Origin of the sequence: Paenibacillus qinlingensis (genome assembly GCF_013204845.1) — a bacterium.
GTDB classification, from domain to species: domain Bacteria; phylum Bacillota; class Bacilli; order Paenibacillales; family NBRC-103111; genus Paenibacillus_E; species Paenibacillus_E qinlingensis.
The window spans coordinates 23797-37646 of sequence record NZ_JABMKY010000001.1 but is presented as its reverse complement, the minus strand read 5'-3'; the positions used below and the strand labels follow the sequence as shown (position 1 = coordinate 37646).

9 protein-coding genes are annotated in these 13850 nt (G+C 46.8%); 8 read left to right on the top strand and 1 reads right to left on the bottom strand.

The window, feature by feature from the left end; translation table 11 throughout:
* Positions 1-1443, top strand: coding sequence for a dihydropyrimidinase (gene hydA / locus HQN88_RS00190; RefSeq protein ID WP_173108252.1), 1443 nt, complete (start codon positions 1-3; stop codon positions 1441-1443).
* Positions 1436-1651: a hypothetical protein gene (locus HQN88_RS00185; protein ID WP_173108250.1), complete on the top strand. Its 216-nt coding sequence runs from the start codon at positions 1436-1438 to the stop codon at positions 1649-1651. Before hydA ends, HQN88_RS00185 begins: the two co-directional genes overlap by 8 nt.
* On the opposite strand, the gene HQN88_RS00180 is transcribed toward HQN88_RS00185, so the two are convergent.
* Positions 1648-3255, bottom strand: a complete 1608-nt coding sequence (locus HQN88_RS00180) for a PucR family transcriptional regulator (RefSeq protein ID WP_173108248.1) — start codon at positions 3253-3255, stop codon at positions 1648-1650. The two genes, HQN88_RS00185 and HQN88_RS00180, sit on opposite strands and share 4 nt — an antisense overlap.
* Positions 3256-3379: 124 nt before the next feature.
* Between HQN88_RS00180 and HQN88_RS00175 the strand changes: the two genes are divergently transcribed.
* The 6 genes from HQN88_RS00175 to HQN88_RS00150 all read left to right on the top strand — a co-directional run bounded on the left by HQN88_RS00175 (position 3380) and on the right by HQN88_RS00150 (position 13051).
* A complete protein-coding gene (locus HQN88_RS00175) occupies positions 3380-4822 on the top strand; it encodes a CoA-acylating methylmalonate-semialdehyde dehydrogenase (protein ID WP_173108246.1) in 1443 nt (480 codons plus the stop codon).
* Between the two features lie 226 nt (positions 4823-5048).
* Positions 5049-6812 (top strand): ABC transporter ATP-binding protein, encoded by a 1764-nt coding sequence (locus HQN88_RS00170; protein ID WP_173108244.1) that lies wholly within the window; start codon positions 5049-5051, stop codon positions 6810-6812.
* On the top strand, positions 6809-8602 hold the full coding sequence (locus HQN88_RS00165) for an ABC transporter ATP-binding protein (RefSeq protein ID WP_173108242.1): 1794 nt from the start codon (positions 6809-6811) through the stop codon (positions 8600-8602). The genes HQN88_RS00170 and HQN88_RS00165 overlap by 4 nt, the downstream gene beginning before the upstream one ends.
* Positions 8603-9196: 594 nt before the next feature.
* Positions 9197-9991 carry a lipid II flippase Amj family protein gene (locus tag HQN88_RS00160; RefSeq protein ID WP_173108240.1) on the top strand — a complete coding sequence of 265 codons (795 nt, stop codon included), beginning with the start codon at positions 9197-9199 and terminating at the stop codon, positions 9989-9991.
* 86 nt (positions 9992-10077) lie between these two features.
* Positions 10078-10956, top strand: coding sequence for a radical SAM/SPASM domain-containing protein (locus HQN88_RS00155; protein WP_173108238.1), 879 nt, complete (start codon positions 10078-10080; stop codon positions 10954-10956).
* Between the two features lie 148 nt (positions 10957-11104).
* Positions 11105-13051 (top strand): ATP-dependent DNA helicase, encoded by a 1947-nt coding sequence (locus HQN88_RS00150; protein WP_173108236.1) that lies wholly within the window; start codon positions 11105-11107, stop codon positions 13049-13051.
* Positions 13052-13850: the final 799 nt, after the last annotated feature.

The window sequence follows — 13850 nt, the reverse complement described above, 5'->3', positions numbered from 1 at the left end:
ATGGCCAAACTCATTAAGAATGGAACGATTGTCACTGCAACGGATCATTATCAAGGGGATATTCTTATTGAAGATGGGCTTATTACGGGAATCGGGTTGAACCTTGCACGCGAAGGGGCCGAAATTGTAGATGCCACAGGGAAATATGTATTTCCTGGCGGTATTGATCCACATACCCATCTGGATATGCCATTTGGCGGGACGGTCACTGCAGATGATTTCGAGACAGGCACGATAGCTGCGGCCTTTGGGGGAACGACGACGGTGATCGATTTCTGTTTGACGAATAAAGGGAAACCGCTCCATCAATCTGTTCAGACATGGCATCAGAAAGCACAAGGCAAAGCCGTCATTGACTATAGCTTCCATCTTATGATTGCGGAAATCAACGATGAGGTGCTGGCAGAGCTGCCGAGCATGATTCATGATGAAGGCATCACGTCACTTAAAGTGTTTATGGCTTATAAGAACGTCTTTCAGGCGGATGACGGCACACTATACAGGACTTTACTTGAGGCGAAAAAGCATGGCGCACTCGTGATGGTACACGCAGAGAATGGTGATGTAATTGAGTATTTGATTAAAGAAGCACTCGAAGCGGGTCAGACGGATCCGATTTATCACGCGTTGACACGGCCATCCCTAATTGAAGGTGAAGCGACAGGGCGTGCTGCGAAGCTCACAGAACTAGCCAATTCTCAGCTCTATGTAGTGCATGTGACGTGTGAAGAGGCTGTGCAGCAAATTACAGAAGCACGCAATCGTGGAGTCGATATCTGGGGAGAAACGTGTCCGCAGTATTTGATGCTCGATCAAACATATTTGGAAAAGCCGAATTTCGAAGGTGCGAAATACGTATGGTCTCCGCCACTTCGGCCGAAGTTTCACCAAGACGTGCTGTGGAATGCATTGAAAACGGGGCAGCTGCAGACGTTGGGCTCAGATCAGTGTTCGTTTAATTGGAACGGTCAAAAAGATTTGGGGCTCGGGGACTTCAGCAAAATTCCCAACGGCGGGCCTTGTATCGAGGATCGTTTCTCTATTCTGTTCTCTGAAGGGGTAGGGAAAGGCCGAATTACACTGAATCAGTTCGTGGACATTGTGTCGACGCGAAGCGCGAAGCTGTTTGGTCTATTCCCGAAAAAGGGGACGATTGCGGTCGGCGGGGATGCGGATATGGTGATTTTTGATCCGAATGTGAAGCGCACGATCTCCGCCGAGACCCACCATATGAACGTGGATTATAATCCGTTCGAAGGCATTGAAATTACAGGGGAGCCAGTGACGGTGTTGTCTCGCGGAGCCTATGTCATTCGGGATAAACAATTCGTAGGCGAAGCCGGAAATGGCCAATTCATCAAGAGGGGAACATATGTTTCATCATCCTCGCAGGTGAGTCAGGCGAAGAAGGAAAGAGTCCAAGGAGGTGTTCCTCATGTCTGAATTTGAGCTATTTCAATCGGAAAAGCAAAAACTTGACGGCTACGTCGCCCTGAAATTCAAAATAGTCGGTGTGCTCGAGGATCTAGAAGGGGCATGGCTGGATCTCGAGCACCCCGGCGGTGAAACGGCGCGGCTTCATTTGACGACGGCGAACGCGAGGAAGTATTACGTCAATGTGCTTTTGTCGCAAGGCAAAACCAAAGCTTAATGGATAGCTCCGTTCAAATATTCGTACCCATGTAGGGCGAGCTCGAGTGCGATTCGCTTTTGTGGCTGCATGAAATCGTCTCCGAGGATCGCAGCAATTTTGTCCAGCCGATGGTATAGCGTTTGCCTAACAATGAACAGTTCCTTTGCTGTTTCCTGTTTCGAACCGGATAGAGCTAGATACATGTGCAATGTTTTCAGCAGCTGGCCATTTTTCTCGAGATCATAGGCGATAATCCCGCTGAGATACCCGTCAATGTAGGAAGTAAGTTCGCCAGTTTGTTTCATAAGCAGGATCACTTTGTAGACGTGAAGTTCGTGATAGAAAGGCTTCGGGAGAACACCGATATCTTTCTGGATCTCTAGCGTTTGTAAGGCAGTTTTATAACTGACTTGAATGTGGAGCGGATCGGTAATTGTTTGGCCAATGCCCATTAGTGCTGGAAATAGCTGTGTTTCTTGCGTTTTATGAAAGCGCTGGATCGTACGTAAAATTCGTTCATGGCTAGTTCCAGACGGCATTTGATCGAAGAGGATGAAGACGATACGGTGCTCATACACGGTAGGGAGTAAATAAAAGCCTTCTCTTTCGAATAAGGAGCGGGCGATCATTTGTTTCTGAATTAGGAGTGTTTCCTGCTCTCTGGATCCATTGCTTCCTAGGGCTTTATCGAAGACACAGAGAATAATTGAACCTAGTTTCATTGGAGGTTTGATGGACATGACATAGTCACGAATATCCTGAAGTGAATGCTTGCCGGCTAACCAATCGGTCACCCACAGATCCTGTTTGTAGCGGGTTTTCTCTTCGATATAGGTTGTGCGCATCATCTCTTGGGCAATTGCAGTTGCACATCGATCCAAAGCAAGGATTTGGAACTCGCTGAGCTCTTGTTCGGCATATAAAAGCAGGTCTGCGAACAAATGTTCTAGTGCGAGGATTGGACGATGGGCTAACGTGTTTTTGACATCCGTAAGGTGAAACATTTCGCCATATATCCATTTCTCATAAAACGCTGCACCATCAGCTACGGGAAGTGAAGGTACGAAAACGGCAGTATCCGTATCGAAAGGGAAAAAAGCAACCTGTGTTTGGGTCGTCTCGTGCAAGAGTTTAAGAAGTGGTTGCAAACCTTTGCCTGACAGAAGCAGCTGATTGAGCTTGGTGGAGAGTGATTCTAGATCGGATACCATTTTGTGATGTTGGTGAATGAAATGCGTATGTAAATCCTGTGTGATATCAATGTAACGGACTTCTTCATGGAAAAAAATAAGTGGGAAATTCGCTTGCAGGGCAATCGCCTTCATACTCTCAAGCGGTTGCTTCGTATAGGTGCCAAGCTCGATACACAGGCCAGAAGCACCGTTGTCGATCAATTGCTGCAGGAACGAAAGGCTCGTTTCCTCATTATCTTGCCAACCAATTCCCGTGCTAAGGATGAGTTCGTTTCCATTCAAAAGGTGACCGACTTGCGTGACTTCCATAATGTGAACCCAGCGAACTTTACGGGCCAGAGCTTCTTCAGTAGCAATTGCTTCGGCCTTATGAAAGAGCGGTCGCTGCAATATATCGTGGACGGTTAATTGCAAAAGGGTCTGTACCAAGCGAAATCACCACTTTCATGTAAGGAAAGTTGACGTAATTGCGAAAAGTAAGGGAATGAACCCTATTATACAATGTGTCCAATGACTTGTGGAGAAAATTTGTTGCCCCAGGAGATGAACGGCCATGACGGACCTGCAAAATTTTATTAATGGCGTTTGGGTAGACGCAACAAGTGGTGAAATGAGTGATGTCATCAATCCTGCAACAGGAGAAGTGATTGCGCGTGTGCCGCTTTCCAGTGCTAAGGATGTAGAGCAAGCTGTGTGTGCTGCCCATGATGCGTATGAATCATGGAGTAGAACGCCTGTTCCCAAACGTGCACGAGTCTTATTTCATTATTGGCAGCTGCTCCAAGCTCACGAGCATGAACTCGCTGAGTTGATAACGCGAGAGAATGGGAAAAGCTACAAAGAAGCACTTGGTGAAGTGCTGCGCGGCATCGAGTGTGTAGAATTTGCAGCTGGCGCACCGTCTCACATGATGGGGACGACGCTTGCAAATATTTCTGCGGACATGGATTCCGAATTATTTCGGGTACCGCTTGGTGTAGTCGGAGGTATCACACCTTTTAACTTCCCGATGATGGTACCATGCTGGATGTTTCCGCTCGCGATTGCGCTTGGGAATACTTTCGTTTTGAAGCCTTCCGAACGTACACCTTTAACAGCTATGAAATTAGCCGCATTACTGCAAGAAGCTGGACTCCCTGATGGTGTACTGAATGTCGTGCATGGTGCCCACGATGTGGTCAATGCGCTGACGACATCTCCATCTGTCAAAGCTGTATCCTTTGTTGGCTCGCAGCCTGTTGCTAAATATGTGTATGAACGAGCCTCCGCTGCTGGTAAAAGGGTGCAAGCCCTCGCAGGCGCTAAGAACTATCATATCGTGATGCCCGATGCGCATCCAGAGAAAACAATCGAGAATATCATCATGTCTTCGTTCGGTTCTGCAGGAGAACGCTGTATGGCCTGTTCCGCAGTTGTTGTTGTGGGCGATGGGGATGCGTTTGTTGGCGGTTTGAAAGAAGCTGCTGCACAGTTGGTGCTTGGCAGTGGGATGGAGGAGCAAGTCACATTGACGCCAATCATCCGAGATGAGCAGCGTTCGCGGATCGCGAGCTACATTGAGAAAGGGATCGCGGAAGGAGCTGATCTACTGATCGATGGACGAACCGCGGAGGCGTGTGCGGGCGATGGCTTCTTCCTCGGAGCCACAATATTCGATCATGTCACACCGGAGATGACGATTGCGAAAGAGGAGATATTCGGACCCCTTTTATCGTTATTCCGCGCAGCGGATTTGACTAGCGCTTTGGCGTTAGTCAATCAGTCCCGCTTCGGAAACTCAGCAGTTATATACACGGAGAATGCGAAAGCTGTACGCCAATTCCGCGAGGAAGTCGAAGCGGGGATGCTTGGCGTCAACGTTGGAGTGCCAGCGCCGATGGCCTTTTTTCCCTTTTCGGGCTGGAAGGATTCATTCTATGGCGATTTGCATGCCAACGGGAAAGACGGCGTTGAGTTTTATACGAAAAAGAAGATGATTACATCGCGCTATTTTTGAGTATGGGTGACGTTTGTAGTGCTAAAAAACATCACTACATTAGCAGGATGAGTTGAAAAGCTGCGCTCCAACGCTTGCTGTAAAACGGATTCCACTAAATATGGTACGATTAGCCACCGCCAAAAAGGCGGTTTTTTTCATTTTAGCCAAACAGTCCGTTGTCGAGAAGGAGTCAATTTAGTATGATGGAGTGTACGTCGAGAGGAATACGGAGGACTCCATAACAATGAAGAAAAATCGAAAAAACAGCAACTCCATGGGACAATACCGCGAGCTGCTGGGCCGCTATTTGTTCCCTCAGAAGGGGACGCTGATTGGACTAACTCTTCTGTTGTTCGCATCTATTGGGCTGCAGTTGATTAATCCGCAAATTATCCGCTATTTCATTGATACCGCACAGTCGCAAGGGGCGATGCAGCCACTTTTTACTGCGGCGCTTCTGTTTATCGGATTTGCATTGGTGCAGCAGCTGGTATCTGTGATTGCGACGTATTTTAGTGAAAATGTCGGTTGGAAAACGACCAACAAGCTGCGCGTTGATTTAGCCTCACACTGTCTGTCGCTGGATATGTCTTTTCATAAAAGTCATACTTCTGGCTCGCTGATCGAACGTGTGGATGGGGATGTGAATGCGCTTGCGAATTTCTTTTCGAGCATGATCATTCATTTGTTTGGGAATGTGCTGCTTATGGCGGGTATTCTTGTCCTTTTATTCCGGGAAAATTGGTTAATTGGTGTGGGAATGGCTGTTTTCGTCGTTTGTGCGATTTACATGATTCAGTGGATTCGTCAGTTTGCTGTGCCTGTTTGGGCGGGATGGCGGCAAGCAAATGCAGAGTTTTATGGGTTTATCGGGGAACATTTGGAGGGAACGGAAGATATTCGCGCCAATGGTGCGGTTCGCTTCGTGATGAATCGCTTCTATACGATGCTCCGTAAAATGCTGCCTTTACGCGTCAAAGCTTTCCTCGGTTTCTGTGCGATGTGGAACATGTCGATCTTCGTTTTTGCGTTAGGGAATGCGATGGCGTTCGGGATCAGCGCCTATTTATGGCATGGCAATCATATTTCCTTAGGTACTGTGTATTTAATTTTCTTTTACACGGAATTACTTGCTAAGCCGATCGAGAAGATCCGGACGCAAATGGAAGATCTGCAAAAAGCAGATGCAAGTATCTCCCGTATTCGAGAGCTATTCGCAATTAAATCTAAGATTCAAGATGGACCTGGGGTTCAGCTTCCTGATGGACCTCTTGGGGTTGATTTCAAGGATGTCGTATTCAGTTATGATGACGATCAGCCGACGATTGATCACTTGACGATGACTTTGAAGCCGGGTGAGGTCCTTGGTTTGCTTGGTCGAACCGGGAGTGGAAAGTCGACGCTTGCAAGGTTATTATTGCGATTCTATGATCCGCAGAGTGGTGTGATTGCACTTAGCGGTACAGACATTCGCGCTTGTAAGCTAGCTGATCTGCGGAAGCGTGTAGCGCTAGTGACACAAAATATTGAAATCATCCAAGGGACAATTCGCGATAATTTAACCTTTTATGATGCGTCGATTGAGGATGAACAGATTGTTGCGGTACTTCATGAACTTGGCTTGGGTGCTTGGTATGAAGCGATGCCAGATGGCTTGGATACCGGACTCGCATCAGGGGGAAGCAGCTTATCTGCTGGAGAGGCGCAGTTGTTGGCTTTTGCACGCGTATTCCTGACGAACCCGGGACTGGTTATTATGGATGAAGCTTCATCTCGTCTGGATCCTTTGACAGAGCAACGTATGGAGAAAGCCGTTTCCAAATTGTTAACGGAGCGATCCTGCATTATGATTGCCCATCGACTTGCCACCGTTCAGCGGGCTGATTACATCGTTATTTTGGATGGAGGGCGTGTGCTGGAATCAGGTCGAAGAGAAGTGCTGGCCGCCGACCCGAATTCCCGCTTCAGCCAATTGCTCGCGACAGGGTTAGAGGAGGTGTTGGCATGACAACGTTTCAGTATTTAAAAGGTCTTATCATGTATAAACCTTTCCGATATTTCATTAATGCTCTTGCCTGGACCATCATTTATTTGGCTCCTATTGCGCCAGGGCTTATTACAAAAGCTTTTTTCGATACGTTGACGGGGAATGCCACTTTGAAGTTTGGCGTGTGGGGATTGATCGCGTTGCTGATCGGAGCGGCATTGGGACGAATCCTATTGATCATCATTGGATTCATTACGGATGTGCATTTCCGCTTTCGCATGGGGATGTTGCTTCGCCGTAATTTGCTAGAGCATGTTCTGAAGCAACCAGGTGCACAAGCCATTCCAGTATCGCCAGGAGAAGCAATTAGCCATTTCAGAGACGATGTGGATCAATCCGAGGAAGCGGCTAGCTGGTCGGTTGATGTGTTTGGGATGACGGTTTTCGCCCTCGTGTCCGGATACATATTGATTCGTATCGATGCGCAAATGACACTTCTCGTGTTTATGCCCATCGTCATTGTCATCACTGCTGCACAACTTGCCACTGTTCGTTTGCAGAAATATCGCGCAGCGAGTAGAGAATCTACCTCGAAAGTAACGGGGGAGATTAGCGAAATGTTCGGCAATGTGCAGGCCATTCAAGTAGCTGGCGCAGAGAAAAGAGTCATGGAGCGATTCAGCAGTTTCGGTGATCAGCGTCGCAAAGCCATGCTGAAAGATCGACTGATGAGTGAATTACTCGACTCCGTTTTCTCGAATTCGGTCAACCTGGGGACAGGATTATTGCTTCTTTTGGCTGGGACGAAAATGAGAGCAGGGACGTTCACTGTCGGAGACCTCGCCTTGTTCGTTTACTATTTGACCTTCGTGACGCAGTTTATTACGAATGTCGGGAAGTTTATCACGTACTTTAAGCAAATGAGTGTTTCGCTGGAGCGATTGACCTTCTTGTTGCAAGGCGCGTCGGCGAAGGTGTTGACGATGGTGAAGCCGTTGTATTTGAAGAAGGAGATTGTGAAGGAAGAGCTAAAGCTAGAAAAAGATCAAGATCAAGAGGAAGACAGCGTCGTTGCGCCTCCGCTGCAACGATTGGAAGTGAATGGGCTCAGCTACACCTACCCGGATACGGGTAGAGGTATTGCTGACATTCACTTCGCTATGCAAAGAGGATCGTTCACCGTTATCACGGGAACGATCGGATCTGGCAAAACCACGCTGGTTCGTTCCCTTCTTGGGCTACTGCCCAAGGAGGGCGGAACGATTGCGTGGAATGGTGTGCCCGTCGAGGATCCGGGCACCTTCTTTACACCGCCGCAGAGCGCCTATACCGCGCAGGTGCCGCGGTTGTACAGCGATACGCTGCGCAATAATATTTTGCTCGGGCAAGCTGAGCAAGGCGATAGCTTGCCCCAGGCTTTGAACGCGGCGGTGCTCGAGTTTGACGTCGCGCAGCTGCCTGGCGGGCTGGACACGGTCATCGGCCCGCGGGGGGTGAAGCTCTCCGGCGGCCAAGCGCAGCGGACCGCCGCAGCCCGGATGCTCGTGCGGGACGCGGAGCTGTACGTCTTCGACGACCTGTCGAGCGCGCTCGACGTCGAGACGGAGCAGAAGCTCTGGGAGCGGATGTTCCAGCGCCGCAGTGAAGCGACGTGTCTGGTCGTCTCCCACCGCAAAACCGCGTTGACGCGCGCCGATCACATCATCGTGATGAAAGATGGCCGCATCGAGGCGGAGGGCACGTCGGAGGAACTATTACGACACAGCTCCACGTTCCGGGAGCTGTGGTACGGGGACGACCGTAAGGCTTAGTCTGTAATTCTTGTGCCTTTTGTGATTACCAAATGAAGGTAATCCGAGTTGCGTCACGAATAATAAAAATAAAAACATAGCTAAGTTAGTCTGTCGTCACTTCAATCAATAACATCACACCTAGGCTCTTAAACAAATTAAATCAATTAACTGTATAAACTACAGCTAATCTTCACAATTTCGCACAAAATTTTATTTTAACTGGATTTCCTGTAGTTAATTTCACCGGAATTCGCTGCAAACGTTGAAACCCGTGAAATTAGCTACATCTTTTCCATTTAAATTGTCCAGCTTGGTGAAATCAGCGAAATTAACGACAATATTTCCATCTATTTCAGGCAGCTACTCTGAACAGAGTGGATTGAGGTAAGTAACTCACCCAAACCAAGATCAGGAGGGCGCGAGGCTAGATTTTGCCACTCGAACCCACTCTATCCTTCACCACAATCACCAAGAAACCCACCCAATGCTACCAACAGAAGGTGGGTTTTCGTTTTGGCTTCCATTATGGCTTCCATTTTGGTTTTCGTTTTTCCATCTATTTTTCGTACCCGTTCTCCCACCTATCACTCAAGTAAAGGATGAACCCTTCGCATGATCAACACACTCATTTTGGTTTTCATATTGACGATGATCATTCACACAGCAGAGACACTGTCATACTCCATTCGTTATGCAGGGGTGCGGGTGAACAAACTAGCAGTGGCACTTTCACTTGTCGGTATCGTCGTACTGGTATCGCGCACTGCGAACCTGATTCAGGCGCCGATGACGGCGAATTTTGTGGATTTTGCCAAACATGAGCCCACGTTTGATTTGGTGCGCTATCTACGCATTTCACTGTTAGCATCGTCAATTGGGACGATCATCGCGATTGCGCTATTTCCTACTTTTATCAACTTAAGTGCTAGAGTCATTGCTCGCCTCGAACTTGCAGGATCACTGCCGAAGATGCTCACGAATGTGACGATTTCACAGTTGAAGAACACGACCAAATATATCAAAAAGCCTAAAGTGAAGCTAAGTCAGTTTCGTTATCTCGGCATTTCCAAACGATTCCTATTCATCAATATTGTCGTGACGGCTTTCTATTCCGTAGGTGTTCTGGCCTCTTTATATGCAGCTCATTTATGGCCAGATTATGCAACTACAGCCTCACAAGCGTCGGGTCTGATCAACGGAATTGCGACGATTTTGCTCACTATATTCATCGATCCCCAGTTGGGACTCATTACTGATAAAGCATTGCATGACGAAGATCAACGTAAGCAGCTAGGCAAAATCTACGCTTTACTCATGACAACACGCTTCCTAGGAACGCTTCTAGCACAAGTTTTTCTTGTACCTTCAGCGTATTTTATTGGCTGGATGGTGCAGTTGTTTTTCTAAAAAGTGTGAAATCCTTTCATTCAGCCGCTTCGCTTGGTATAATAGCCTCTATCATAGTAGTAGTGCACAAGAAACGGAGTCCGACCATGAAGAAGTTTAAGAAGTTTTATATTGAAATTACGAGCGTATGTAATTTGGCTTGCACATTCTGTCCTCAAACGAAACGTCAAGCGAATTTCATCAAAATAGATACGTTTACGAATATCCTTGATCAAATTAAGCCGCATACCGATCATATTTATTTGCATGTGAAGGGTGAGCCGTTGCTTCATCCCAAAATCGACGAATTACTAGACTTGAGTCACGAAAAGGGCTTCAAAGTAAATATAACAACAAACGGGACGCTTATTAATAAAAATAGGCACAAACTGCTTGATAAACCGGCACTTCGTCAAATGAATTTTTCCCTGCACAGTTTTGATGGTCATGAAGGCTCCGAGGATAAAGAAGGTTATGTGACAAGCATTCTCCGTTTTGCCAAGGAAATCGTCGCCAAATCGAATGTTATCATTTCTTTCCGATTATGGAATTTGGATACCGATAATCAGACGAATTTGGAACGGAATCGGAATCGTGAAGTACTGGATTTGCTAGAGAAAGAGTTCGAGCTCGATTACAAAATCGATGAGAAATTCGTCCGCGGTACTGGCGTAAAGCTCGCCGATCGCGTCTATCTGAATCAGGATCATGAGTTCCAGTGGCCGGATTTGAAGGCGGAGGAGATTGAGGGACCTGGCTTTTGCCATGCGCTGCGCAATCAAGCAGGTATTCTCGTTGATGGAACCGTCATTCCTTGTTGCCTAGATGGGGAAGGGGTTATTAACCTAGGGAATATTAACCACACACCATTCTCCGAAATCGTGGAAGGTGAACGAGCGAATCGATTATTCGAAGGCTTTTCGAGACGTGAAGTGGTTGAAGAGTTATGCCGTAAATGCGGATATCGCGAACGTTTTAGTATGTAAAAGTAAGGCTCATTCCAGACAGCTGCTATGCAGTGGGAATGGGCTTTTCTTTTTCACTCTGCGACTTTGGTTCGTTTTTTTGCTTTTAACCAACTTTCATGAGATAATACAAGTTTGATTCTTAACTTAGAGGGTTGGGGGCACACACGTGGGACGATATCCATTTGCATATGATCATGCACAGCCATATATGCAGCAGGTGTCCGACTGGATTGCGGATATCTTTTATGACATTTTGCCTGAAGCGGGCTTTGAGGTTCGGGATGAACAGATTTACATGGCGTTTCAGCTAGAGCGGGCTTATGCGGAGAAGCAGACGATTTTTGCGGAAGCTGGCGTTGGAACAGGCAAAACGTTAGTCTATTTATTGTATGCGCTATGCTATTCACGCTTTACGAAGAAGCCGGCCATTATTGCTTGTGCTGATGAATCACTCATCGAGCAACTTGTGAAGCCTGGCGGGGATATTGATAAAATTGCTCGCCATTTGAATATGGAAATCGATGCACGACTTGCAAAATCACCAGATCAGTATGCTTGTTTGGTCAAGCTAGATGAGGCCAGATTCGGTCATGAAGATACGGGGCTATACCGTGAGGTGTACGAGGGACTTCCTGATTTTGTGCATACGCGTGAAGCACTACAAACGTTCTATGCCTACGGTGATCGCAAAAATTATCCGCAACTAAACGATGAACAATGGCACCGGATGAACTGGGATGCATATCAAGACTGTTTTGTGTGTGATAAGCGGCATCGTTGTGGACAAACCTTGTCACGTGAATCATACCGGAAGTCGGCAGATTTAATCATCTGTTCGCATGATTTCTATATGGAGCATGTATGGACATATGATGGAAGAAAACGTGAAGGGCAGCTGCCACTATTACCGGATCATTGCACCGTTGTGTTTGACGAAGGACATTTGATGGAATCCGCTGCTCAAAAGGCGTTGACCTATAAGCTGAAGCATATGGTGTTCGAGGAATTGGTCATTCGTTTGTTAAAAGGGGAAGTTCGTGAAACACTAGCCGTCTGTATTGATCGTGCGATTGAGCAAAGCGAACGAATGTTTGAAGTGTTGGAAAGTTGTTGTCGCCCGATTGCGGGCTCTGACCGTAAACAAATCGTCATGAGTGATCTCTTGAAAAAAGAGATTCATACGCTCTGTGATATTTTGTCCGAGATCGAAGAGGAGCTCGTTTTTGAAGGGGAGATGTTTACCCTTAACGACTATCAGCTTAAAATTGTTGAAGAGCACTTGGAGATGATGCAGAAGGCGTTTGCGTTATTCCGTAATGATCATTCTTTCATTTGCTGGGCAACAGAAAGTATTACAGGACTCAGTCTTGTGGTTATGCCAAGAACGGTGAAGGAAGTGCTCAAGGAGTATGTCTTTTCATCTAAAATGCCGATTGTCTTCTCCTCGGCGACACTTTCAGTGGAAGGCAGCTTCGACTATGTGGCGAACAGCTTAGGCTTGGAGAAGTATCTCTCCTTCTCGGTTGACTCACCGTATGACTACGCGGAACGGATGGAGGTCATTGCTCCACGCTTCACGGAAGGCGGAACATTCCAAGAGAAGATGACTTCAGCCGCCAGCTTGTTGAAAAGAACAGAAGGCAGAGCGCTTATTTTGTTCCCGACACATCAGGAATTGCAGCGTTTCAAAAAAGAGATGGCATTGCGTTCGGATTGCATGGATTTAACCTTCTTCTATGAAGGAGATCAAGAAATCTCGCATGTGATCGCCTCGTTCCAAGAGAATGAGCACAGTGTGTTGGCTGCCGTTAGCTTGTGGGAGGGGCTGGATATTCCAGGCCCATCACTATCCAATGTCATTGTCTGGGCGCTGCCGTTTCCTCCACAGGACCCCGTATTTAACGCGAAGCGTGAAGCATCTGCTTCTCCTTATGAAGAAGTGGATATTCCATACATGCTGCTCCGATTGCGACAAGGGATGGGCCGATTGATTCGAACCCGTGAGGACAGTGGGATTATTGCGATTTTCAGCGAAGAATTATATACGAATACTTCACTGCGTGAGCATGTTGAGCGGGTATTGCCAACTGGTGTTGTGATGAAATCGGAGTAAAGATTGAAAAAAGTTAGGCAAAGAGGAGCAGATCACTGCTCCTCTTTTTATGTTTTGCATTTCGATTACAAGGTATCGAAAAAATGCAATTAACTGGAAAATGTACAGCTAATTCAGCTGTATTTGTTATGAAAAATGTAATAACTGGATTTTCTGACGTTAATTTGGTCCAGAACGGGCAGAAACAATGAAAACTGTAAAATTAACAACATAATTTCCATCTAATCATTATTAAATCAAATTTAGCGCTGAATTAACTGTATGTTTTCCATCTAATCCCCGTTGGGGGGCGTGCAGTGGTAAAGCAGATAAGTAGGCGAGAGGTTGATTGGTGGTAAAGTAGGTAAGTAGGCGAGAGGTTGATTGGTGGTAAAGGAGATAAGGAGACGAGAGGTTGATTGATGGTAAAGGAGATAAGGAGGCGAGAGGTTGATTAATGGTGAGGGAGATAGGAGGTGAGGGGGGATTCAGGGTAAAAGAGTAGAGGAGGCTGGGTGCTGATTAGTGTCAATGGACCCATAGTTGGCTGCAACAAGATTTTAAACGCGTTCAAGAGTGATAAGTTTTAAGTGGTATGTGAAGTGCGGTTAACGGAGCGACGGTTAGTGGTAAGGGAAAATGATAGTCATGCAGGTTAAAAGGCAATGGACAGCATGAATAGATCATTTTTTGCCGCGGCACAGTCTAATGCCTAACAAAAGCGTGTATATATAACATATATTGAAAGCGTTTACAACTTGTCCAAAGAAGTACGATCGACCCAATCAACCTCGGCCAATCCAGTGAGAGCAGCATGAAC

Bases quoted from the DNA above. Each gene is read 5' to 3' on its own strand.
- HQN88_RS00185 (WP_173108250.1), top strand. From the start codon at position 1,436: ATGTCTGAATTTGAGCTATTTCAATCGGAAAAGCAAAAACTTGACGGC.
- HQN88_RS00155 (WP_173108238.1), top strand. From the start codon at position 10,078: ATGAAGAAGTTTAAGAAGTTTTATATTGAAATTACGAGCGTATGTAAT.
- HQN88_RS00160 (WP_173108240.1), top strand. From the start codon at position 9,197: ATGATCAACACACTCATTTTGGTTTTCATATTGACGATGATCATTCAC.
- HQN88_RS00175 (WP_173108246.1), top strand. From the start codon at position 3,380: ATGACGGACCTGCAAAATTTTATTAATGGCGTTTGGGTAGACGCAACA.
- HQN88_RS00165 (WP_173108242.1), top strand. From the start codon at position 6,809: ATGACAACGTTTCAGTATTTAAAAGGTCTTATCATGTATAAACCTTTC.
- hydA (WP_173108252.1), top strand. From the start codon at position 1: ATGGCCAAACTCATTAAGAATGGAACGATTGTCACTGCAACGGATCAT.
- HQN88_RS00170 (WP_173108244.1), top strand. From the start codon at position 5,049: ATGAAGAAAAATCGAAAAAACAGCAACTCCATGGGACAATACCGCGAG.